This window comes from Saccharothrix luteola, from assembly GCF_020859565.1.
Lineage (GTDB): Bacteria > Actinomycetota > Actinomycetes > Mycobacteriales > Pseudonocardiaceae > Actinosynnema > Actinosynnema luteola.
Genome location: NZ_JAJHUO010000012.1, coordinates 149942 through 176023 on the forward strand (window position 1 = coordinate 149942; position 26082 = coordinate 176023).

The window sequence follows — 26082 nt, forward strand, 5'->3', positions numbered from 1 at the left end:
TACGGGGCAAAGGCTGCCGGTCACGGCACTAGGGAGGACCAGGGACGTGAGCGAGGACAGGCGGCGGTGGCCGCTCTCCCCGGGACAGCTGGGGATCTGGTACGGCCAGCGGTTGAACCCCGACAACGTGTTCGTCATGTCGGAGTACCTGGAGATCCACGGCGCGGTGGACGTGGCGCTGTTCGAGGAGGCGTTGCGCCGCACCGTGCTGGAGGCCGAGACCGTCCAGGTCCGGTTCGCCGAGGACGCCGACGGCGTGTGGCAGTTCCTCGCACCCGACCCGCACCTGCACTTCTTCGACCACACCGATCGCGCCGACCCGGTCGGTGACGCGGTGGCGTGGATGGACGAGGACCTGTACCGGCCGATGGACCTGGAAAAGGGACCGCTGTCGGTGGACGCGCTGTTCAAGGTCGAGGACGAGCGGTACCTGTACTACCAGCGCAACCACCACGTGATCGCAGACGGGGTGAGCGGGCGCATCTTCACCGACCGCCTGGCAGCGGTGTACTCGGCTCTGGTGGCGGGACAGGAGCCGCCGCCCAGCGCGTTCGCCACCCTCCAGCAGTACCTGGACGACGACGCCGCGTACCGCGCCTCGGACGCCTACCGCCGCGACCAGGAGCACTGGCGGGCCCGGCTGGCCGACCGGCCCGCGCCCGTCGGCCTCACCTCCGGCACCGCGCCCGCCAGCGCCCGCCCCGCCCGCGCCACCGCGCACGTCGACCCGGCGTTGATGGACCGGATGAAGGAGCTCACCCGGGCCAACGCGTCCACCTGGCCGATGGCGCTGACCGCCGCCACCGCCGTCTACCTGCACCTGGTCACGGGCGCGCGCACCACGCCCGTCGGCTTCCCCGTGATGGCGCGCAAGAGCAAGCTGCTGCGCGACACGCCGGGCATGGTCAGCAACATCCTCGCGCTGTTCGTGGACGTCGACCCGGCGGCGACGTTCGTCGACGTGCTGCGCCGCACCACGGTCGAGGCCCGCACCACGCTCAAGCACCAGCGGTACCGGCAGGAGGACGTGCTCCGCGACCTCGGCCTGGTGCGCGGCGCGGGGCAGCTGGCGAACGTCGTGGTCAACATCATGCCGTTCGACTACAACGTCACCTTCGGCGGACACCCCGTCACCGCGCACAACCTGTCCAACGGCGTGATCGACGACGTGGAGGTCACCGCCTACGACAGGTCCGACGGCAACCCCGTGCGGATCGACCTGGACGGCAACGAGTTCCTCTACACCGCCGACGAGGTGGCCGGGCACCTGGACCGGTTGCTGCGGCTGCTCGACCGGCTGCTGGCCGAGCCGGACGCACCGCTGGCGTGGTTCGACCTGCTCGACGCCGCCGAGCGCGACCAGGCGCTGGACGGCTGGAACCGCACCGACGCCCCGTTGGACGACGCGGACGGCGTGGTGCGCCGGGTGCTGGACCACGCCCGGCGCCACCCCGACGCGGTGGCCGTGGTGGACGACGAGGGGCCGACCACCTACGCCGAGCTGGCCGGGCGGGCCGGAGCGCTGACCCGCCGGTTGTGGGACGCGGGGGTGGAGCGCGGCGACGTCGTCGCGCTGCCCACCGCCCCGGGCCGTGACTTCGTGGTGTCCGTGCTGGCGGTGTTCGGCGCGGGCGCGGCCTACGTGCCGGTGGACTCCGACGCGCCGATCGCCCGCGGCCGGGCGCTGCTGGCCGACAGCGGGGCACGCCTGGTGCTCGCGTCACCGGCGGTGGCGCCCTTCGCCGCCGACCTGGCCGGGGCCGTGGACCTGCTGCCGGTCACCGACGAGATCACCGACGAGTGGCCCGAGCCCGTCGGCGCGGGCGACGACCTGGCGTACGTGCTGTTCACGTCCGGGTCGACCGGCAAGCCCAAGGGCGCCATGGTCACCCACCGGGGCATGGTGAACCACCTGCTGGCCAAGGTCGAGGACTGCGCGCTGTCCGAAGTGGACACCGTGGTCCAGAACGCGCCGCTGACGTTCGACATCTCCATCTGGCAGATGCTCGCCCCGCTCGTGGCGGGCGGCACGGCGCGGGTCGTCACCCGGGAGCTCGCCGCCGACCCGCGCGGCCTGTTCGACCGCACCGACGCCGAACGCGTGGCCGTGCTGGAGGTCGTGCCGTCGCTGCTGCGCGCCGCGCTGGACCTGTGGGACGCCGACGGCGGCCGGCCCGGGTTGGCCTCGTTGCGCCTGCTCGTCGCCACCGGCGAGGCGCTGCCCGCCGACCTGTGCGCCCGCTGGCTCGACGCGTTCCCCGGCATCCCGCTGATGAACGCCTACGGCCCCACCGAGTGCGCCGACGACGTCACGCACGCGTTCATCACCTCGCCCGCCGACGTGGCCGACGGCGTGCCGATCGGCAGCGCGCTGCGCAACACCCGCCTGTACGTGCTGGACGACCGGCTGCGGCCGGTGCCCGTCGGCACGCCCGGCGAGCTGTACGTCGGCGGCGAGGGCGTCGGCCGGGGCTACCTCGGCGACCCGGGCCGCACGGGCGTGGTGTTCGTGCCCGACCCGTTCACGCCGCGTCCCGGCCGCCGCATGTACCGCACCGGCGACTACGTGGTGCGCCGCGCCGACGGGTCGCTGGTGTTCCTGGAGCGCCGCGACCACCAGGTGAAGGTCCGCGGCCACCGCATCGAGCTGGGCGAGGTCGAGGCGGTGCTGGCCGAGCACGACGGCGTCGGCGCGCTCGCCGTCGTGGTGCGCGAGGACCGGCCCGGTGACAAGCGGCTCGTCGCGTACGTGACGCCCGCCGACGTCGACACCACCGCGCTGCGGGCCACCGCCGAGTCCCGGCTGCCGGGGTACATGGTGCCGTCGGCGTTCGTCGGGCTGGACGCGTTGCCGTTGACGCCCAACGGGAAGCTCGACCGGCACGCGCTGCCGGCGCCCGACGCCGGCGCCGTCGGCCGTGCGCCCCGCACGCCGCTGGAAGAACTGCTGGTCGCCGTGTTCGCCGACGTGCTCGACGTCGAGCGGGTGGGCGTGGACGAGGGGTTCTTCGACCTCGGCGGGCACTCGCTGCTCGCGACCCGGCTGATCAGCAAGGTGCGGGCCGCGCTCGGCGTGGAGCTGTCCTTGCGCTCGGTGTTCGACCACCCGACCCCGGCCGGGCTCGCGCTCGTCGTGGACGGGGCCGCCGTCGCCCGCTCCCGTCCCGCGGCCCGGCCGCGCCCGGACCTCGTGCCGCTGTCGTCCGCCCAGCGCCGGTTGTGGTTCCTGCACGGCCTGGACGAGACCGGCGGCACCTACAACGTGCCGCTGCCCTTGCGCCTGACCGGACCGCTCGACCGCGCCGCGCTGCTGGCCGCCCTCGGTGACGTCGTCACCCGCCACGAGCCGTTGCGCACCCGCTACCCGGAGGTCGGTGGCGAACCCGTCCAGCACGTGCTCGACCCGGCCGACGCCCTGCGCCTGCTGCCCGACCACGTGGTGACGGCGGCCGTCGCGGACCCGGCGGCGGAGATGACCGCCGCCACCGGCCACCGCTTCGACCTCGCGCACGGCTTGCCGTGGCGGTTGTGGCTGTTCGACACGGCTCCGGACGAGCACGTGCTGCTGCTGGTCGTGCACCACATCGCCGCCGACGGCTGGTCGCTGGCCCCGCTGCTGCGCGACCTGGGCACGGCCTACCGCGCCCGGCACGCGGGCGTCGCCCCGGAGTTCACGCCGTTGCCGTTGCAGTACGCGGACTACGCGCTGTGGCAACGGGACGCGCTCGGCGACGAGGACGACCCGGACGGCGTGCTCACCCGCCAGGTCCGGTTCTGGCGCGACCGGCTCGCCGGCCTGCCCGAGGTGCTGGAGCTGCCCGCCGACCGACCGCGCCCGGACGTGCCCTCGCACCGGGGCGCACGCGTGCCGCTGACCGTGGACGGCGAGCTGTACGGCCGGCTGGCCGACATCGCGCGGGACACGCGCACCAGCGTGTTCATGGTGCTGCACGCGGCCGTGGCGGCGTTGTTGACGCGGTTGGGCGCGGGGACGGACATCCCGCTGGGCACGGCGGTGGCCGGGCGTTCCGACGAGGTGCTGGACGACTTGGTCGGGTTCTTCGTCAACACGATGGTGTTGCGGACCGACACCTCGGGCGATCCGACGTTCAAGGAGTTGTTGGAACGGGTGCGGCAGACCGACCTGGCCGCGTTGGCGCACCAGGACGTGCCGTTCGAACGGCTGGTGGAGGAGCTGAACCCGCGCCGGTCGTTGGCGCGGCACCCGCTGTTCCAGGTGATGCTCGTCCTCCAGAACACCCCCGACCCGGACGTCGAGCTGCCCGGCCTGGACGTCGCCGTGGCCGACCTGCGCACGGCCGTGGCCAAGTTCGACCTGTGGTTCGACCTGTACGAGACCCGCGACGGCAGCGGCGCGGTGACCGGTGTCGCCGGCGCCCTGGAGTACGCCCTCGACCTGTTCGACGAGGCCACCGCGCGACACCTGGTGACCCGCCTCGGCACGCTCCTCCAAGCCGTCGCCGCCGACCCCGCCGCGCCCCTGGCCCGGCTCGACCTGCTCACCGCCGACGAACGGCACGCCGAACTCGTCACCTGGAACGACACCGCCCGCCCCGTCGACGTCACGTCCCTGGCCGCCCGGTTCGAGGCGCAGGCCGCCGCCACGCCCGACGCGCCCGCCGTGGTGTCCGACGAGGTCTCCTTCACCTACCGGCAGCTCGACGCCGAGGCCGACCGGTGGGCGCACCGGCTCGCCGCCGCGGGCGTCGACGCCGAAACGCCGGTAGCGCTGCTGGTGGACCGGTCGCCCGCGCTCGTGGTCCTGATCCTCGCGGTGCTCAAGGCTGGCGGTTACTACGTGCCGCTGCACGAGTCGTACCCGGTGGAGCGCCTGGACTTCGTGCTCGCCGACCTCGACGCGCCCGTCCTGGTCACCGACCGCCCGACGCTGCCCGAGGGCCTGACCGCACCCGTGCACGTCGTGCGCACCGACGAGCAGCCACCCGCCGCGGGTCCGCTGAACCGGCGCACGCACCCCGACCAGCTCGCGTACGTCATGCACACGTCCGGGTCCACGGGTGTGCCCAAGGGTGTCGCCGTCACGCACGCGAACGTCGTGGAACTGGCCACCGACCGGCTGTTCACCACCCCCGCGCACGCCCGCGTGCTGCTGCACTCGTCGCACGCCTTCGACGCCGCCACCTACGAGCTGTGGGCCCCGCTGCTCTCGGGCGGCGCGGTCGTCGTCGCGCCGCCCGGCGTGCTCGACATCATCACGCTCGGCCGGGTCGTCGCCGAGCACCGCGTCACCGCCCTGTGGCTGACCGCCGGCCTGTTCCGGCTGGTCGCGGAGGAAGCGCCGACGTGCCTCGCGGGCGTGCGGGAGGTGTGGACCGGCGGTGACGTCGTGCCCGCCGCCGCGGTGGCCCGCGTCCGCGCGCACTGCCCGGAGCTGACCGTGGTCGACGGCTACGGCCCCACCGAGACCACGACGTTCGCCACGCGCTTCGCCCTGCGGCCCGGCGAACCCGACCCGGAGGCCATGCCCATCGGGTTGCCGATGGACAACACGAGGGTGCACGTCCTCGACGCCGACCTCGGGCTCACGCCGCCCGGCGCGGTGGGTGAGCTGTACGTGGCGGGCACCGGGCTCGCGCGCGGCTACCTCGGGCGAGCCGGGCTGACCGCCGAGCGGTTCGTGGCCGACCCGTACGGGCCGCCCGGCGACCGCATGTACCGCACCGGCGACCTGGTGCGGCGACTGCCGGACGGACGGTTGGCGTTCCACGGGCGGGCCGACGACCAGGTGAAGCTGCGGGGCTTCCGCATCGAGCCGGGCGAGGTCGAGGCCGTGCTGGCACGGCGCCCGGACGTGGCGCACGCCGTCGTCGCCGTGCGGGCCGACCACCGCGGTGAACGTCGTCTCGTCGCGTACGTGGTGCCCGCCGAAGGCGCGATCGTGGACCAGGCGGTGTTGCGCGCCCACGTCGGCGACGCGCTGCCGGCGTACATGGTGCCGTCGGTGGTGGTGGAGCTGGACTCGTTGCCGCTCAACGCCAACGGCAAGGTCGACCGGCACGCCCTGCCCGCGCCCGCCACCGCCGCCACCTCCCCGTCCCGCGCGGCGCACGGCGTGGAGGAGGCGCTGTGCGGGTTGTTCGCCGACGTGCTCGGTGTGCCCGAGGTGGGTGTGGACGACGGGTTCTTCGACCTGGGCGGCCACTCGCTGCTCGCCATGCGGCTGATCAGCCGGGTCCGCGCCGTGCTGGGCGTGGAGGCGCCGATCCGCGCGGTGTTCGAGCACCCGACGCCCGCCGGGCTGGCCCGCGCCCTGCACGACGCCGCGCCCGCACGTGCCCGCGTGACGCCGCGGCCCCGCCCCGACGTGGTGCCGTTGTCCGCCGCCCAGCAACGCCTGTGGTTCCTCGACCGGCTGGACGAGGCGGGCGGCATGTACTCCGTGCCGCTGGCCGTGCGGCTGACCGGCGCGTTGGACGACTCGGCGCTGCTCGCGGCCGTGGCCGACGTGGTGGTCCGGCACGAGGTGCTGCGGACCGTGTTCCCCGAGGTCCACGGAGCGCCGCGGCAGGCGGTGCTGGAGCCGGCGGCGGCGACCGCGCTGCTCAGCGCCGCGACCAGGCGGGTCGACACCACCGAGGACGAGCTGACCGCCGAGCTGGCCGAGGCCCTTCGGCACAAGTTCGCCCTGGCCGACGACCTGCCGGTGGCCGTCCGGTTGTACCGGCTCGCCGCCGACCACCACGTGCTGCTCCTGCTGCTGCACCACGTGGCCGCCGACGGCTGGTCCCTCGCGCCGCTGCTACGCGACCTCGGCGTCGCCTACCGCGCCCGGCACGCGGGCGTCGCGCCGGAGTTCACGCCGCTGCCCGTGCAGTACGCGGACTACACGGTGTGGCAGCACGACGTGCTCGGTTCCGACGACGACGAGCGCAGCCCGTTGCGCGCGCAGCTCGACCACTGGCGCGCCCGGCTGGCCGACCTGCCCGACACCGTGGACCTGCCGACGGACCGGCCCCGTCCGAGCCGGCCGGAGCACGAGGGCGGCTCCGTGCCGCTGCGCCTGGACGCCGACGTGCACGCTCGCGTGGCGCGACTGGCCGCCGCGCACGGCGCCAGCCCGTTCATGGTGCTGCACGCCGCGCTGGCCGCGTTGCTGACGAGGTTGGGCGCGGGTGTCGACATCGCGGTCGGCACGCCCGTGGCCGGTCGGCGTGACGAGGCGCTCGACGACCTGGTCGGGTTCTTCGTCAACACGCTCGTGCTGCGGGTGGACACGTCGGGCGAGCCCGCGTTCGCCGACCTGGTCGAGCGGGTGCGCGACGTCGACCTGGCCGCGTTCGCGAACCAGGACGTGCCGTTCGACCGGCTGGTCGAGGAGTTGGCCCCGCAACGGTCGCTGGCCAGGCACCCGCTGTTCCAGGTGCTGCTGGTGCTGCAGAACAACGCCGACCCGGACCTCGACCTGCCGGGCGTCACGCCCGAGGTGGTGGACCTGCCCGCCGGGCCGGCCAAGTTCGACCTGTCGTTCACGCTGGCCGAGCGGCACTCCGCCGGCCGGCCCGCGGGCCTGCACGGCGAGCTGGAGTACAGCCGCGACCTCTTCGACGCCGACACCGCCCACCGGATCGCGGGCTGGTTCGCGCGCGTGCTGGACCAGGCCACCGCCGAGCCGGCGCGGCGCGTCGGCGAGCTGGACCTCCTCGCGCCCGGCGAGGCCGACCACCTGGTCCGGAGCGCGGCCGGACCCGTCGGCCCGGTGGTCGACCAGACCGTGCTCGCCGGGTTCGAGCGGTTCGCCGACGACCGGCGGGCCCTGGTGGCGGGCGACGTCCGCCTCACCGCGGCCGAGGTGGAACGGCGCGCCAACCGGCTCGCGCACTCCCTGCTGCGCCGCGGCACGGCGGTCGGCGACGTGGTGGCGGTGGTGCTGCCGCGCTCGGTCGACACGGTCGTGGCGCTGCTCGCCGTGCTCAAGGCGGGTGCGGTGTACCTGCCGCTCGACCCGGACCACCCGGAGGAACGGCGGCGCGCCACCCTCGCCGACGCCCGCCCGACCCTGGTCATCGAGGGCTCGGTCGCCGACCACACCGCGCCGGGCGCCCCGGACACGGCGCCCACCGACGCCGACCGGACCCGGCCGTTGACGGCACGTGACGCCGCCTACGTCATCTACACCTCCGGCTCCACCGGCCGGCCCAAGGGCGTCGTGGTCGAGCACGGCTCGCTGGCGAACCTCCTGCGCCACCACGAAGAGCACGTCTTCGCCCTCGTCGCGCGCCGCCTCGGCCGTGACCGGTTGCGGGCCGCGCTGACCGCGCCCGCGGCGTTCGACGCGTCGTGGGACCCGGTGCTGTGGATGCTCGCCGGCCACGAGCTGCACGTCATCGGAGACGACGCCCGCCGCGACCCGGACGCCCTCGTGGCCCACCTGCGCCGGGAGCGGATCGACGTCATCGAGACCACCCCGTCCTATGTGGACCACCTCGTGGCGCACGGCCTGCTGGACGGCGAAGAGCGGTTCCCGTCGGTCGTGCTGCTCGGCGGCGAGGCGGTGCCCGCGCACCTGTGGGAGAGGCTGCGCGGCACGCCCGGACTGGTGGCGCTCAACCTCTACGGGCCAACCGAGTCCACAGTGGACTCCGTGATCGCCGACCTGGCCGACCACCCGGCCCCGGTCATCGGCACGCCGGTGCTCAACAGCCGGGCGCACGTCCTCGACGCGTGGCTGCGGCCAGTGCCGGTGGGCGTGCCCGGCGAGCTGTACCTGTCCGGGCCGAACGTCGCCCGCGGCTACCTCGACCGACCCGCGCTCACCGCGCACCGGTTCGTCGCCGACCCGAACGCCTGCGGCGCCCGCATGTACCGCACCGGCGACCTCGCCCGCCGCCTGCCCGACGGGCACGTGGAGTTCCTGGGCCGGGTCGACAGCCAGGTCAAGGTGCGCGGCTTCCGGGTCGAGCCCGGCGAGGTCGAAGCCGCGCTGCGCCGCCACGACGGCGTCGACACGTGCGCCGTGCTGCTGCGCCCCGACCACGGCGGCACGCCCCGGCTCGTCGCGTACGTCACCGCGACACCCGGCAAGCTGCTGGACACGGCGGCCCTGAGGTCCGCGCTGCGCGCCGAACTGCCCGACTACATGGTGCCGTCAGCGGTGGTGGTGCTGGACCGACTCCCGTTGAGCCGCAACGGCAAGCTCGACCACGCCGAGCTGCCCGCGCCCGCCGCGCCCGAGCCGACACCGCGGTCCCACGGCACGCGCACCGCACGGGAAGAGGCGCTGTGCGCGGTGTTCGCCGACGTGCTCGGCCTGCCGGACGTCGGCGTGGACGACAGCTTCTTCGACCTCGGCGGCGACAGCATCGGCTCCATCCAGCTCGTGAGCCGCGCCCGCCGGGCCGGCCTGGTGTTCACCCCGCGTGACGTGTTCGAGCGCAAGACGGCGGCCGAGCTCGCGCTCGTGGCCGTCGAGCCCGCCGACGCCCGCCTCGTGGCCGACCCGACCGGCAGCGGCCCCGCCGTGCTCACGCCGGTCGTGCGCTGGTTCCTCGACAGTGGCGGCACGCTCGACGGCTTCAACCAGGCCCAGCTCGTCGCGGTGCCGGCGGAACTGGGCCCCGACCGGTTGCCGGCCGCGCTCGACGCGCTGCTGGACCACCACGACGCCCTGCGCGCCCGCCTCGACCGCGACGCGGAGGGGGAGTGGGTCTACGAGATCGCCGAGCGCGGCACGGTGCGCGCCGCCGACGTCACCCGCCGCGTGGACGTGACCGGGCTGGACGACACCGCGCGTGCCGCCGCCATCCGCGCCGAGGCCGACACCGCGTGGCGGCGCCTCGACCCGGCACGCGGCCGCCTGGTCCAAGCGGTGTGGTTCGACGCGGGCCCCGCGCACCCCGGCGACCTGCTGCTGGTCGTGCACCACCTCGCGGTGGACGGCGTGTCGTGGCGGATCCTGCTGCCCGACCTCGCCCAGGCGTGGCACGCCCTCGCGGCCGGCCGCGAGCCCGGGCTGGAACCGGTGTGGACGTCGTGGCGGCGCTGGTCCCACCTGCTGCACGACGCCGCGCACGACCCGGCCCGCGCCGACCAGCTCCCGTACTGGACCGCCGTGCTCGACGGCCCGGACCCGCTGCTCGGCGCACGGCCCCTCGACCCGGCGCGCGACACCGTGGGCACGGCCCGCACCAGTGAGGTCGCCCTCACGGTCGAGGAAACCGCGCCGCTGCTCACGGAGGTGCCCGCGGCGTTCCACGCGGGCGTGGACGACGTGCTGCTGACCGCGCTCGCGCTGGCCGTCGGCCGGTGGCGGGAACGCCGCGGCCGGGGCGCGGAGACCTCCGTGCTGCTCCAGGTCGAGGGCCACGGCCGCGAGGACGTCGTGCCGGACGTGGAGCTGTCCCGCACGGTCGGCTGGTTCACCAGCGTGCACCCGGTGCGGTTGGACCCCGGCCGGGTCGGCTGGCCCGAGCTGCTCGCCGGCGGACCCGCCGCGGGCACGGCGCTGAAGCGGGTCAAGGAACAGCTGCGCGAGCTGCCGGAGAAGGGCGTCGGCTACGGGCTGCTGCGCCACCTCAACGCCGACACGGCGGGCAAGCTCGCGGGCCTGGGCGCGCCGCAGATCGCGTTCAACTACCTGGGCCGCGTCGACACCGCCGCATCCGGCGGCGACCGGTTGTGGTTGCCCGCGCCCGGTTTCACCGCCCCGGTCGGGCACGACGACCTGCCGTTCGTGCACGCGATCGAGGTCACGGCCGTCACCGAGGACACACCGGAAGGCCCGCGCCTGGCCGCCACCCTCGCCTGGCCCGCCGACCTGCTCGCCGACGCCGAGGCCGCCGACCTCGGCACGGCGTGGCGGCAGGCGCTGCGCGGTCTGGTCGAGCACGTCCGGGGCGCGGCGGCGGGCGGGCTCACCCCGTCCGACGTCGACCTGGTCCCGCTCAGCCAGGACGAGCTGGACCTGCTGGAAGACGAAGACGACGAGAGCGAGGACTTGGACCGATGAGCAAGAAGTCCGCAGTCGAGGACGTCCTGCCGCTGTCGTCGTTGCAGGAGGGATTCCTCTTCCACGCCCTGTACGACCGCGACGGCCTGGACGTCTACACCGTGCAGATGGCCACCGAGCTGACCGGCGCGGTGGACGTGGCCGCGCTGCGCGCCGCCGCCGACGCGTTGCTGCGCCGGCACGCGAACCTGCGCGTCGGGTTCCGGCACAAGGGCCTCGACCGGCCCGTGCAGGTCGTGCGCCGCGAGGTGCGCGCGCCCTGGCACGAGGTCGACCTGACCGGCAGTCCGGACCCGGAGACCGAGTACGCGGCGCTGGTCGACTCCGAACGCGCCCGCCGCTTCGACATGGCCCGCGCGCCGCTGCTGCGGTTCGTGCTCGTCGTGCTGCCCGGTCAGGTGCACCGGCTGCTGCTGACCATGCACCACATCCTGATGGACGGCTGGTCCACGCCCGTGTTCCTGGACGAGCTGTTCACCCTCTACGAGCACGCGGGCGACGACTCGGCGATGCCCCGCGTCACCCCCTACCGCGACTACCTGGGCTGGCTCAGGCGCCAGGACGTGGACGGCGCGCTGGCCGCCTACGACGAGGTGCTGGCGGGCCTCGACGGGCCGACGCTCGTCGGGTCGGCCGCGGTCAACGCCTCCGTGGTGCCCGACGGCGTGCTGGTCGAGCTGGACGACGAGCTGACCGACGCCCTCACCCGCACCTCCCGCGCCCGCGGCTGGACGATGAACACCCTCGCCCAGGGCGCGTGGGGCGTGGTGCTCGGCCGCTACCTCGGCCGCCGCGACGTGGTGTTCGGCGGCACGGTCTCCGGCCGGCCCGCCGAGCTGCCGGGCGTGGAGACCATGCTCGGCCTGTTCATCAACACGCTGCCGGTGCGCGTGTCGTGGACGGCCGGCCAGTCGCTGGGCGACCTGCTGGCCGCCGTGCAGGACCGGCAGGCCGGGCTGATCGCGCACCAGCACGTGGGCCTGGCCGACGTGCAGCGCCGCACGGGCCACGGCGAGCTGTTCGACACCACGATGGTGTTCGAGAACTACCCGGTCGACGTCGACACCGCGCCCGTGCTGGGCGGCGGAGTGCGGATCACCGACTTCCAGGCCCGCGACGCCACGCACTACCCGATCAGCCTCGTCGGCCTGCCCGGCGAGCGGCTGGCGTTCCGCTTGGACTACCGGCCCGACGTGCTCGGCCGGGCGACCGTGGCCCGGATGGGCGAGTGGCTGCGGCTGGTGCTGCGCGCCATCGCCGCCGACCCCGACCGGCCGGTGAACGCCGTCGACCTGCTCGACGCGGACGAGCGGGACCGCGTCCTGGTCGACTGGAACGACACCGACCACGCCGTGGAGCCGCTGCACCTGACCGCCCTGCTCGACCGGCAGGCCGCCGCCACGCCGGACGCGACCGCCGTCGTGCACGGGCTCGACGTCCGCACCTACGCCGAGCTGCACGCCGACGCCAACCGCCTCGCCCGCCTGCTCGTCGAGCACGGCGCCGGGCCGGAAACCCTGGTGGCGGTGGCGCTCCCGCGCGGCACGCGCCTGGTCACGACGTTGCTCGCGGTGCTCAAGACCGGCGCGGGCTACCTGCCGCTCGACCCAGACCAGCCCGCCGAACGGCTCGCCGACATGATCGGCGAGACCCGGCCCGTGCGGCTGGTCACCGACGCGGCCCTCGCGCCCCGCCTCGCCGCGCTCGCCGTGCCGGCGCTGGTCCTGGACCACCTCGACCACGCGTCCCGGTCCGCCGAACCGCTGACCGACGCCGACCGACGCGCGCCGCTGCGGCTGGAGCACGCCGCGTACGTCATCTACACGTCCGGCTCCACCGGCCGGCCCAAGGGCACGCTGGTCGAGCACCGCGCCGCCGTGAACTACCTCCAGTGGTCGGTCGACGCGTACCCGTCCGTGCGATCCGGCGCGTTCCTGCACTCGCCCGTCACGTTCGACCTCACCGTCACCGGCCTGTACGCGCCGCTGATCTCCGGCGGCGCCGTGCACCTGGGCGACCTCGCCGACGAGGGCATCGACCCGGCGAGCCCCACCGCCGCCGGTTTCGCGTACCTCAAGGGCACGCCCAGCCACCTGTCCGTGCTCGACGTGCTGCCGGACACCTACTCGCCGACCGCCGAACTCGTCCTGGGCGGCGAGCCGCTGCCCGGCGCGCAGCTCGACGTGTGGCGCAAACGGCACCCCGGCGCCCGCGTGGTCAACGAGTACGGCCCCACCGAGACCACGGTCGGCTGCACGTCGCTGGTGATCGAGCCGGACGACGAGATCCCGGCCGAGGTGCTGTCGCTCGGCCGTCCACTGTGGAACACGCAGGCTTACGTGCTGGACGACGCGTTGCGCCCGGTGCCGCCCGGCGTGGTCGGCGAGCTGTACATCGCGGGCGAGAACCTGGCCCGCGGGTACGTCGCCCGGCCCGGCCTCACGTCCGGCCGGTTCGTCGCCAACCCGTACGGTCCGGCGGGCTCGCGCATGTACCGCACCGGCGACCTGGCCCGGTGGGGCGAGCACGGCGACCTGCTGTTCGCCGGCCGGGCCGACGACCAGGTGAAGATCCGCGGCTACCGCGTCGAGCTGGGCGAGATCGAGTCCGTGCTGTCGCGGCACCCGTCGACCGGGCCGGTCGGCGTGGTCGTGCGCGAGGACCAGCCCGGCGACCAGCGGCTCGTCGCCTACGTCGTGCCCGCCGAGGGCCACGACTTCGACCCCGTCGCGCTGCACGCGCACGTGGCCGCCGCCGTGCCGGACTACATGGTGCCGTCGGCGTTCGTGCGGCTCGACGCGTTGCCGTTGACCACCAACGGCAAGCTGGACCGCCGCGGCCTGCCCGCGCCGGACGTGGTCGGCGGCACCGCCGCGACCGGCCGCGCACCGCGCAACTTCACCGAGGAAGTGCTGGTCGGCGTGTTCGCCACGGTCCTCAACGTGCCGTCGGTCGGCGTGGAGGACAGCTTCTTCGACCTCGGCGGCCACTCCCTGCTCGCCACCCGCCTGGTCAGCCGCGTGCGGTCGGTGCTGGACGTGGAGCTGTCCATCCGCTCGGTGTTCGAAGCGCCCACGCCCGCCGCGCTGGCCGCCCTCGCCGAACGCGCCAGGGGCACCCGCCACGACGTGGAGGTGATGCCGCGCCCGGACGTGCTGCCCCTGTCGTACGCCCAGCGGCGCCTGTGGTTCCTCGACCGCCTGGAGGAGGCGGCGGGCATGTACAACGTGCCGCTGCCGCTGCGGCTGACCGGGCGGTTGGACCGAGACGCGCTCACCGCGGCGTTCCGCGACGTCGTGGGCCGGCACGAGTCGTTGCGCACCACGTTCCCGGAAGTCGACGGCGAACCGCGCCAGCACGTGCTCGACGCGCCCGTGCTGCCGGTGGTGCACGTCGAGGTGGACGAGGACGACCTGCCGGCCGCCGTCGCCGACGCGTTGGGCCACCGGTTCGACCTGGCCGCCGAGCTCCCGTGCCGGGTGTGGCTGTTCGAGCTCGCGCCCGACGAGCACGTGGTGCTGTTCCTGGTGCACCACATCGCGGGCGACGGCTGGTCGTTGACGCCGCTGCTGCGCGACCTCGGCACGGCCTACCGCGCCCGGCTCGCCGGCGAGGCCCCGGACCTGCCGCCGTTGCCGTTGCAGTACGCGGACTACACGCTGTGGCAGCGGCGCGTGCTCGGCTCCGACGAGGAGGAGGGCAGCGCGCTCGCCGCGCAGGTCGAGTTCTGGCGCACGCGGTTGGCCGGCCTGCCCGAGGTGCTGGAGCTGCCGACGGACCGGCCGCGGCCGGCGGTGGCGTCCTACCGGGGCGGGCGGGTGCCGTTGCGGTTGGACGCCGACACGCACACCAGGCTCGTGGCGCTGGCGCGGCAGACCCGCACGACGGTGTTCATGGTGCTCCAGGCCGCCGTGGCGGCGTTGTTGACGCGCTTGGGCGCCGGTACCGACATCCCGCTGGGGACGGCGGTGGCGGGGCGTTCCGACGAGGCGTTGGACGACCTGGTCGGGTTCTTCGTCAACACCTTGGTGCTGCGCACGGACACCTCGGGCGATCCGACGTTCAAGGAGTTGCTGGAGCGGGTGCGGCAGACCGACCTGGCCGCGTTGGCGCACCAGGACGTGCCGTTCGAACGGCTGGTGGAGGTGCTCAACCCGCGCCGGTCGTTGGCGCGGCACCCGCTGTTCCAGGTGATGCTCGTGCTGCAGAACACGCCCGAGGCCGACCTGGAGCTGCCCGACCTCGCCATCGACCTCGAAGAAGTGCCGGGCGGCGCGGCCAAGTTCGACCTGCTGCTCGACCTGCGCGAGACCCACGACCACGCGGGCCGGCCGGCCGGTGTGGAAGGCGACCTCGAACACGCCCTCGACCTGTTCGACGCGTCGACGGCCCGGGTGCTCGCGCGGCGGCTCGTGCGGCTGCTGGAGACCGTCGTCGCCGACCCGGCGATCCGGCTCGGCGACGTGGACGTCCTGGACCCCACCGAACGCGAACGCGTGCTGCACACGTGGAACGACACCGCGCGGCCCGTGCCGGAGGTGTTCGTGGAGCAGCTCATCGCACGGCAGGCGGGCCGCACGCCGGACGCGTTCGCCGTCATCGGCCCCGACCGCGTGCTCACCTACGCCGAGCTGGACGCCCGCGCCGACCGGCTCGCCGCCCTGCTCGTCGAGCGCGGCGTGCGGCCGGAGACGGTGGTCGCGGTCTCGTTGCCCCGCACGTCCGAGGCCGTGGTCGCGCTGCTCGCGGTGCTGAGGGCGGGCGGCGCGTACGTGCCGCTGGACCCCGGCCACCCGGCCGAGCGGGTGGCGTTCGTGCTGGACGACACGCGACCGGTGTGCGTGGTGGCCGACAGCACCACGGCGTCCCGCCTCACCGTCGCCGCCGACCGGCTCGTCCTGCTCGACGACCCGGCCGTCGCCGAACGCCTCACCTGGCCCGTCGCGCCGCCGGCCCCGGCCGTGCACGGCGGGTCGCTCGCCTACGTCATCCACACCTCCGGCTCCACCGGCCGGCCCAAGGGCGTGGCCGTGACGCGGCGCGGCATGGCGAACCTCGTCGGCTGGGCCGCCGACCACTTCACCGCCGACGAGCTGTCCTCGGTGCTGCTGTCCACCTCGCTGAACTTCGACGTGTCCGTCTTCGAGCTGTTCACCCCGCTCACGGTGGGCGGACGCGTGGAGGTCGTGGAGAACCTGACCACCCTCGTGGAGCGCGGCGGTTGGACGGGCGGCCTGGTCAGCGGCGTGCCCTCGGTGTGCGCCCAGGTCCTCGCGGCCGGTGTGGAGCTGGACGCGCGGGCCGTCGTGCTGGCCGGCGAAGGCCTGCCCGCGAGCGTCTACAACGACGTGCGCGCCGCCCTCCCGGCCGCCCGGATCGACAACATCTACGGCCCCACCGAGGCCACCGTCTACACCCTCCAGTGGGGTTCCACGGCGCCCGACCCGCTCGACGGTCCCGCGCCCACCGGCCGTCCACTGTGGAACACCCGCGCGTACGTCCTGGACGCGGCCCTGCGACCCGTACCGCCCGGCACGCCCGGTGAGCTGTACCTGGCGGGTGACAGCCTGGCCCGGGGTTACGTCGGGCGGGCCGCGCTGACCGCCGAGCGGTTCGTGGCCGACCCGTTCGGCCGGGGCGGGCGGCTCTACCGCACCGGCGACCTCGTGCGCTGGGGCGTGGACGGGCAGTTGGAGTACCTCGGCCGCTCCGACGACCAGGTGAAGCTGCGCGGCTTCCGGATCGAGCTCGGCGAGGTCGAGGCCGCGCTCGCCCGGCACGCCGACGTGGACCGCGCCGCCGTCGTGGTCCGCGAGGACCGGCCGGGGGACAAGCGGCTCGTCGGGTACGTCGTGCCCGGCCGCCCCGTCGACCCGGCCGCCGTGCTCGACACCGTGCGCGCCACCCTGCCCGCGTACATGGTGCCCGCCGCGCTCGTCGTGCTCGACGCGTTCCCCTTGAACGCCAACGGCAAGCTCGACCGCCGGGCCCTGCCCGCGCCGGACGCCGCCGTGGTCGGCGACGCCGCGCCGCGCACCCCCGCCGAAGAGGTGCTGTGCGCGGTGTTCGCGGACGTGCTCGGCCTGGCGCGGGTCGGCGTGGACGACGGGTTCTTCGACCTCGGCGGCCACTCGCTGCTCGCCACCCGCCTGATCAGCCAGGTGCGTGCGGCGATGGGCGTGGAACTGCCGCTGCGCGCGGTGTTCGAAGCGCCGACGCCCGCGCTGCTGGCCGCCCGTGCCACCGCCGCCGGCGCCGCCCGGAAGGGCGTCACCCGCGCCGAACGGCCCGACGTGGTGCCGCTGTCGTTCGCCCAGCGCCGCCTGTGGTTCCTCGACCGGCTGGAAGACGCCAACGGGATGTACAACATCCCGATCGCGCTGCGGCTGTCCGGCGACCTGGACGTGACCGCGCTGCGCGCCGCCCTGGGCGACGTGCTGGCCCGCCACGAGTCGCTGCGCACCGTCTTCCCCGACTCCGACGGCGCGCCGCGCCAGCTCGTGGTGCCCGCCGCCGAGGCCCACGAGGCGCTGACCCGGGCGTTCAGCGTGCGCACCACGGACGCGACCGTGCTGCGGGAGCGCCTGGACGAGGCGGCGGCGTGCACGTTCGACCTGTCCCGCGAACTGCCGCTCAAGGCGTGGCTGTTCGAGGTGTCGCCCTCGGAGCACGTGCTGCTGCTGGTGCTGCACCACATCGCGGGCGACGGCTGGTCGTTCACGCCGCTGACCCGCGACCTCGGCCACGCCTACCGCGCCCGCCTCGCCGGACGCGCCCCGGAGCTGCCGGAACTGCCCGTCCAGTACGCGGACTACGCGTTGTGGCAGGCCGACGTGCTGGGCGCGGACGGCGACCCCGACTCGGCGGGCGCGGCGCAGCTGGAGTTCTGGCGGCGGCAGCTCGACGGCATCCCCGACGCCCTGGAGCTGCCCAGCGACCGGCGTCGGCCGGCCGTCGCCTCCCACCGCGGCGGCCTCGTGCGGTGGCACGTGGACGCCGACCTGCACGCCGACCTGCTGACCCTGGCCCGCCGGACCGGCACGAGCCTGTTCATGGTGCTCCAGGCGGCGATCTCGGCGCTGCTGACCCGGCTGGGCGCCGGTGAGGACGTGGTCCTCGGCACGGCCGTCGCGGGCCGCACGGACGCCGCGCTGGAAGACCTGGTCGGCTTCTTCGTCAACACGCTCGTGCTGCGGACCGACACGTCCGGCGACCCCGCGTTCGAGGAGCTGCTCGGCCGCGTCCGGCAGACCGACCTGGCCGCGTTCGCGCACCAGGACCTGCCGTTCGACCGGCTCGTGGACGCGCTCAACCCCGAGCGGTCCGTCGCGCGGCACCCGTTGTTCCAGGTGATGCTCGTGCTCCAGAACGCGCCCGAGCCGGACCTGGAGCTGCCCGGCCTGAGCCTGGACCTGGTGGACCTCGGCGACGGCCCGGCGAAGTTCGACCTGTCGTTCGACCTGGGCGAGACCCACCGCGACGGCGCGCCGGCGGGCCTGGAGGGCACCATCCAGTTCGCCGCCGACCTGTTCGACCGCGCCACCGCCGAAGCCCTCGGCGCACGCCTGACGCGCGTGCTGCGGACCGTCGCCGCCGACGCCGCCACCCCGGTGAGCGCCCTGCCGGTCCTGGGTGAAGGCGAACGCGGCATCGTGCTGGACGTGTGGGGCCGCAACCCCTCCCACCGGGCGCGCGGCACGGTCGTCGGCCGCTTCCGCGCGCAGGTCGCGAAGGCCCCGGACGCGGTGGCCCTGGTCGACGGCGACCGGGAGCTGACCTACGCCGAGGTGGACGCCCGCGCCCGCGCGCTCGCCCACCACCTGGTCGGGATCGGGGTGCGCGCCGAGACCCGGGTGGCCGTGCTCGCCCGGCGCACCGCCGAGCGGACCGTCGCCACCCTCGCCGCGCTCTACGCGGGCGGCGCCTACGTGCCGCTGCACGACGGCAACCCCGTCGAGCGGCACAACCTGATCCTCGCCGACACCTCCGCCGCGGTCCTGCTCACCGACCGCGCCGATCTGCCCGCCGGCCTGGCCGCACCGGCGCACGTCGTGGACTTCACGGCCGAGTTGCCGCCCGCGCCCGACACCGAGTTGCCGGCACCGCACCCGGACCAGTTGGCGTACGTGATCCACACGTCCGGTTCCACGGGCGTGCCGAAGGGCGCGGCCGTCACCCACGCGAACGTGGTCGAGCTGGCCACCGACTCGATCTTCGCCACGGGCGCGCACCACCGCGTCCTGGTCCACTCCTCCTACGCGTTCGACGCGAGCACGTACGAGATGTGGGTGCCGCTGCTCAACGGCGGCACGGCCGTCGTGGACTCGCCGGACGACGTGGACATCGCCGGTCTCGCCGCCGCGATCCACCGGCACGGCGTGACCGCGCTGTGGCTGACCGCCGGCCTGTTCCGGGTGGTCGCGCAGGAGGCCCCGGAGACGTTGGCGGGCCTGCGCGAGGTGTGGGCCGGCGGTGACGTGGTGTCGGAGCACGCCGTCGCCGCCGTGCGCCGGGCCTGCCCGGACCTGGTGCTGGTCAACGGCTACGGCCCCACCGAGACGACCACGTTCGCCGCGCGCCACGCGGTGCTGCCCGGCGACGTGGCCGCGAGCCCGCTGCCGATCGGCGCCCCGATGGCGGGCACCGCGCTGCGCGTCCTGGACAGCCGGCTGCAGCCCGTGCCGCCGGGCGTGACGGGCGAACTGTACGTGGCCGGCGGCAAGCTCGCCCGCGGCTACCTGGCCCGACCGGGGCTCACCGCCGAGCGGTTCCTGCCCGACCCGCACGGCGCGCCCGGCGACCGCATGTACCGCACGGGCGACCTGGCCCGCTGGTCCCGCGACGGCAGGCTGGAGTTCGTCGGCCGCACCGACGGGCAGGTCAAGCTGCGCGGCTTCCGGATCGAGCCGGGCGAGGTCGAGGCCGCGCTGACCGGCCGGGCCGGCGTCCGGGGCGCGGCGGTCGTGCTCCGCGAGGACCGGCCCGGTGAGCGCCGACTCGTCGCCTACCTCGTCGGCGACCACGTGGACGTGGAGGGAGCGCGCGCCGCCGCCGTCGCCGCGCTGCCGGACTACTCGGTGCCGTCGGCGTTCGTGGTGCTGCCGGAGCTGCCGCTGACGGTCAACGGCAAGGTCGACCGCCGCGCGCTGCCCGCGCCGCAACGGGAAGCCGCGCCGGTGACCGTGCCGCGCACGGCGGTGGAAGAGGCCCTGGCCGGTGTCTTCGCCGACGTGCTCGGCGTGGCGCGGGTCGGCGTGGACGACGGGTTCTTCGACCTGGGCGGCGACAGCATCATGTCGATCCAGCTGGTCAGCCGCGCCCGCACGGCCGGCTGGGTGTTCACCCCGCGCGACGTGTTCGAGCTGAAGACCGTCCGACGCCTCGCCGAGGTCGCCGTGCCGCCGGTGGAGCAGGACGAGGTGGCCGACGGCGTCGGCGGGGTGCCGCTGATGCCGATCGTGGAGTGGCTGCGCGCCGGCGGCGGCCCGGTCGACGGGTTCAACCAGTCGCACGTGGTCGCCACACCCGCCGGGACCACCGCCGATCACCTGGTGGACGCGCTGGCCGTCGTGCTCGACCACCACGACGCGCTGCGCACCCGGTTGCACCGCGACGACGACGGCTGGGCGCTGGAAGTCCTGCCGCACGGCGCGGTGCGGGCCGAGGAGCACGTCACGCGCGTCGACGTCGCCGGACTCGCCGAGGGCGACCTGGCGGCGGTGGTCGCCGAGCACACCGAGACCGCCCGCCGCGCCCTGCGGCCCGACGACGCGGTGGTGCTGCGCCTGGTGTGGTTCGACGCCGGACCCGACGCGCCCGGCCGGCTGCTCGTGCTGGCGCACCACCTGGTCGTGGACGGCGTGTCGTGGCGGATCCTGCTGCCCGACCTCGCCTCCGCCGCGACCGCCGCCCGCCTGGGCGTCACACCCGAGCTCCCGCCGGTGCGGACGTCGTGGCGGCGCTGGGCCACCCGCCTCGCCGAGGCGGCGACGCAACCGCGGTGGGCCGAGCAGTTGCCCCACTGGCTCGCCACCGCCGACACCGCGCAGCCCGCGATCGGCTCCCGTCCACTGGACCCGCGCCGCGACACCCTCGCCACGGCGCGGACCGCTGTGGTCGAGGTCGACCCGGACGTCACCACGGCCCTGCTGACCACCGCGCCCGCCGCGTTCCGCGTCAGCGTGGACGACGTGCTGCTCACCGGCTTCGGCCTGGCCGTGCGCGAGTGGCTGGCCCGGCGCGGCGAACGGCTGCCCGACGCGCTGCTGGTGGACCGCGAGGGCCACGGCAGGCACGAGGACGCCGTCGCGCCGGGCCTGGACCTGTCCCGCACGGTCGGCTGGTTCACCAACCTCTACCCGGTGCGGGTGGACGTGCCGCCGCTGCGGTGGGACGAGGTGCTCGCGGCGGGCGAACCCGTGGGCACGGCGCTCAAGCAGGTCAAGGAAGGGCTGCGCGCGGTGCCCGACCACGGCCTGGGCTACGGCCTGCTGCGCCACCTCAACCCGGACACCGCGGGCAAGCTCGCCGCCTGCCCGCCGCCGCGGATCGGGTTCAACTACCTGGGCCGCACGAGCGTCGGCGCGACCGGCCGCGACTGGACGCCGCTGACCGACGCCGGCGGCGCGGTGGGCGACGACGGGCTGCCGTTCGCCCACGTGCTGGAGGTCAACGCCTTCACCGAGGACGGCGCGGGCGGCCCGCGCCTCGTCGCCGCCCTGTCGTGGCCCGCCGCCCTGCTCGACGAACCGGACGTGGCCGCGCTCGGCGGGCTGTGGCGCGACGCCCTGGCCGCGCTCGCCGCGCACGCCCGCGACCCGCGCGCCGGCGGCCTCACGCCCTCCGACGTGGCGCTGGTTCCCCTGTCGCAGAAGAACATCGCCCACCTGGAGGCCATGATGAGGAAGGCAGGCCGCTCATGAGCGCCGCACCGCGCATCGAGGACATCCTCCCGCTGGCCCCGTTGCAGCAGGGCCTGCTGTTCCACGCCCTGCACGACACCGACGGCCTCGACTTCTACACCGTCCAGGTGGCCGTCGACCTCTACGGCGAACTCGGCGTGGACGCGCTGCGCGACGCCGTGGAGGCGTTGGTGCGGCGGCACGCCGGGCTGCGGTCGGTGTTCGTCCACGAAGGGCTCGACCAGCCCGTGCAGGTCGTGCTCGACCACGTCGACGTGCCGTGGGAGGTGGTGGACTGCTCGACGCTGTCCGTCGCGGAGGCGGAAGCCCGGTTCCAGGAGCGCTACGACGCCGAACGCCTGCGCCGCTTCGCGCTGCACGAGGACGTGCCGCTGCGGTGCGTGCTGTTCCGGATGCCGTTCAAGGACTTCCGGCTCGCCGTCACCGTGCACCACATCGTGGTCGACGGCTGGTCCCTGCCCGTGCTGCTGGACGAGCTGTTCGAGCTGTACGACCGGCACGGCGACGAGCGGGGCATGGCGCCCGTCGCGCCCTACCGCGACTACCTGGCGTGGCTCGACGCCCGCGACCACGAGGTGTCCCGCAAGGCGTGGGACGCGGTGCTGCACGGCGTCACCGAGCCGACGCTGGTCGGTGGGGCCGGTCGGCCGGGGGAGCAGGCGCCGCCCGCGCAGCTGAAGGCGAAGCTGGGCGCGGAGCTGACCGGGCGGCTCGGCGAGCTGGCCCGTGAGCGCGGCTGGACGGTCAACACCGTCGTGCAGGCCGCGTGGGGCCTCACGCTCGGAGTGCACGCCGGCCGCACCGACGTGGTGTTCGGCGGCACGGTGTCCGGCCGCCCGCCCGAGCTGCCGGGCGTGGAGCGCATGATCGGCCTGTTCATCAACACCTTGCCGGTGCGGGTGACCTGGTCGCCCGACGACACCGCCGCGGACCTGCTCGACGCGCTGCAGTCGCAGCAGACCGGCCTGCTGGAGCACCAGCACGTCAACCTCGCCGACCTCCAGGGCCGGGTCGGGCGCGGACCGCTCTTCGACACGACCCTGGTGTTCGAGAACTACCCGGCGGGCGACGACGACAACACCGAGCTGGCCGGCGGCGCGTTCCTGATCGACGTGGAGGCCCGCGACGCCACGCACTACCCGGTGACCCTGATCGGCGTGCCGGGGGAGAACCTGGCGTTCCGGCTGGACCACCGGCCCGACCTGGTGGACGCGGCCACCGCCCGCCGCCTGGCGGACTGGTTGCTGCGCATCGTGGCCGACCTGGTCGAGCACCCGGACCGGCCGTTGAGCGCGATCACGCCGCTGGACGACGCCGACCGCCACCGGGTGCTGCACGAGTGGAACTCCACCGCGACGCCCGTCGAGGACGTCACGCTCACCGACCTGCTGGACCGGCAGGCGGCCACTTCGCCGGACGCCACGGCCGTCGTCGAGCACGACCGGGTGCTGGACTACACCGCGCTGCACGCGTCCGCGGACCGCCTGGCCCGCCGCCTCGTCGCCGCGGGCGCCGGGCCGGACGCGCTGGTGGCCGTGTCGCTGCCGCGCTCGGCCGACCTGGTGGTGGCGCTGCTGGCCGTGCTGAAGTCCGGCGCGGCCTACCTGCCGCTGGACACCGACCTGCCGGCCCGGCGGCGCGCCGTGCTGCTGGACGAGGCCCGGCCGGTGTGCGTGGTGACCGACGACCCGGCGGCGTTCCCCGGTGCGTCGGTGCTGGGGGTGCACGGCGAGGGGCCGGAGGCGACCCCGCGCCGTGCGCGACCGGACGACCTGGCGTACGTCATCCACACCTCCGGCTCCACGGGCACGCCCAAGGGGGTCGGCGTGCCGCACCGCGGCATCGTGAACCGGCTGCGGTGGATGCAGGACCGCTACGGCCTCGCCGCCGACGACCGGGTGCTGCTCAAGACCCCCTACACGTTCGACGTGTCGGTGTGGGAGTTCTTCTGGCCGCTGATCACCGGCGCCGCGATCGTGGTCGCCAAGCCGGACGGCCACCGCGACCCGGCGTACCTGGCGCAGGCGATCAACGAGCACGGGGTGACAACCGTCCACTTCGTGCCATCCATGTTGGACTCGTTCCTGGTGGAACCCGTGCCCTGCCCGACCTTGCGCCGGGTGGTGTGCAGCGGCGAAGCGCTCCTCCCGGCGACCCGGGACCGGTTCCTGGCCGCGTACTCCGCCGAACTGCACAACCTCTACGGCCCCACCGAGGCCTCGGTCGACGTCACGTCGTGGCAGTGCGACGCCGACGACCCGCGCGTGCCCATCGGCAGGCCGGTGTGGAACACCCGCGCGCACGTGCTGGACGCCCGCCTCGCGCCCGTGCCGCCCGGCGCGCCGGGTGAGCTGTACCTGGCGGGCGTGCAGCTGGCCCGCGGCTACCTCGGCCGCCCCGGCGTGACCGCGACGCGGTTCGTCGCCGACCCGTACGGGCCGCCCGGCTCGCGCCTGTACCGGACGGGCGACCTGGCGCGGTGGGACGACGACGGCGCGCTCGTGTACCTGGGCCGGGTCGACGACCAGGTGAAGCTCCGGGGCGTCCGGGTGGAGCTGGGCGAGGTCGAGGCCGCCGTGGCGCGGTGCGCGGGCGTGGCCCACGCGGCCGTCGCGGTGCGCGAGGACGTGCCCGGCGACCAGCGGCTGGCCGCGTACTACGTGCCGGAGCCCGGTGCGTCGCCGGACCCGGACGTGGTGCGCGACCACGTCGCCGCCGACCTGCCCGCGCACCTGGTGCCGGGCACGTTCACCGCACTGGACGCGTTGCCGCTCAACGCCAACGGCAAGCTGGACCGGCGCGCCCTGCCCGCGCCGAGCGCCGTCGCGACCGCCGGACGCGCGCCGCGCAGCCTCACCGAGGACCTGCTGTGCCGCATGTTCGCCGAGGTGCTGCGGGTGGACGGGGTCGACCCGGATCGCGGGTTCTTCGCGGCGGGCGGCCACTCGCTGCTGGCCGTGACGCTGGCCGACCGGGTGCGGTCGCGCTTCGCCGCCGACGTGACCGTGCGGACGCTGTTCGAGGCGCCCAGCCCGGCCGAACTCGCCCGCCGCCTCGACGGCGACCCGGCCGCGACCGACGTCGACGCCCTCGGCCCGGTCCTGCCGCTGCGGGTCGGCGGTGACGCGCCGCCGCTGTTCTGCCTGCCCCCGGCCTCCGGGCTGAGCTGGTGCTACACCGGGCTGCTCGGCGCGCTCGACCCGGACGTGCCGCTCTACGGCCTCCAAGCGGACCTCTCCGCGACCGCCGGCGAGGACTCGCCCGGTGACGGGCCGGGTTTCGGCGGGGCGGGTGATCGGGGCTCGCTCGGCGAGCCGCCCACCATCGGCGACCAGGCGGCCCGCTTCGCGGACCACATCCGCACCGTCGCGCCGCACGGCCCGTACCGCCTGCTGGGCTGGTCCATGGGCGGCCACCTCGCGCACGAGGTCGCCGTCCGCCTCCAGGGAGCCGGCGAGACCGTCGACCTGCTCGCGATCCTCGACTCCTACCCCCGCGCCGACGCCACCCCGCTGACCACCGAAGAGGTCTTCGCCGACGCGTTCGCCGGCACCGGCCTGAGCCCGGAAGACCTCGCCACCCCCGAGGGCCACGCCCGCGCCGTCGCCGTGGTGCGCACCGAACTCGGCGGCTACGAGCAGACCACCGACGACCTCGCCCGCGCCGTCCTGACCACCTACCTGGCCAACGGCCGCGCCCTGTCCGCCCACGCGCCGCGCCGCTTCGACGGCGACCTGCTGTTCTTCCGCGCCACCGACGCCGCCGACCACCCGGAACGCGACCCGGGCCGGTGGACGCCGCACGTCACCGGCGCCATCCGCGTGCACGACGTGCCCGCACCCCACGAAGAGATGACTCGTCGAGACGTCCTCGACGAGGTCGCCAGGGCGGTCACCACCGCCGTGACGACGCCGCGACCCGAAGGAGACCCGCGATGAGCACCAACCCGTTCGAGGACGAGAACGGCACCTACTTCGTGCTGGTCAACGACGAGGACCAGCACTCCCTCTGGCCGCACTTCATCCCCGTGCCCGACGGCTGGCGCGTGGTGTTCGGCGAGGCGTCCCGCCAGGACTGCCTGGACCACGTCGAGGCGACCTGGACCGACATGCGCCCCAAGAGCCTCGTCGACGCCATGGGCGCCTGAGCAGACCCGTCTACGACAAGGAGGTG

At 75.0% G+C, this 26082-nt stretch carries 4 protein-coding genes; all 4 read left to right on the forward strand.

Features of this window, described 5'->3' with window-relative positions; genetic code table 11:
- Positions 1–46 precede the first annotated feature (46 nt).
- The 4 genes from LNK82_RS18505 to LNK82_RS18520 are packed head-to-tail and all read left to right on the forward strand — an operon-like array spanning position 47 to position 26056.
- Complete coding sequence (locus tag LNK82_RS18505; RefSeq protein WP_230568249.1) at positions 47–10987, forward strand: non-ribosomal peptide synthetase; 10941 nt, start codon at positions 47–49, stop codon at positions 10985–10987.
- Entirely contained in the window at positions 10984–21909 is a 10926-nt protein-coding gene (locus LNK82_RS18510; RefSeq protein ID WP_230568250.1) for a non-ribosomal peptide synthetase, read from the forward strand. The genes LNK82_RS18505 and LNK82_RS18510 overlap by 4 nt, the downstream gene beginning before the upstream one ends.
- On the forward strand, positions 21906–25847 hold the full coding sequence (locus LNK82_RS18515; protein WP_230568251.1) for a non-ribosomal peptide synthetase: 3942 nt from the start codon (positions 21906–21908) through the stop codon (positions 25845–25847). The genes LNK82_RS18510 and LNK82_RS18515 overlap by 4 nt, the downstream gene beginning before the upstream one ends.
- Positions 25844–26056 carry an MbtH family protein gene (locus tag LNK82_RS18520; RefSeq protein WP_230568252.1) on the forward strand — a complete coding sequence of 71 codons (213 nt, stop codon included), beginning with the start codon at positions 25844–25846 and terminating at the stop codon, positions 26054–26056. The genes LNK82_RS18515 and LNK82_RS18520 overlap by 4 nt, the downstream gene beginning before the upstream one ends.
- The last annotated feature ends 26 nt before the right edge of the window (positions 26057–26082 follow it).

Coding starts and splice junctions, on each gene's coding strand:
- LNK82_RS18515 (WP_230568251.1), top strand. CDS start 21,906: ATGAGCGCCGCACCGCGCATCGAGGACATCCTCCCGCTGGCCCCGTTG.
- LNK82_RS18510 (WP_230568250.1), top strand. CDS start 10,984: ATGAGCAAGAAGTCCGCAGTCGAGGACGTCCTGCCGCTGTCGTCGTTG.
- LNK82_RS18520 (WP_230568252.1), top strand. CDS start 25,844: ATGAGCACCAACCCGTTCGAGGACGAGAACGGCACCTACTTCGTGCTG.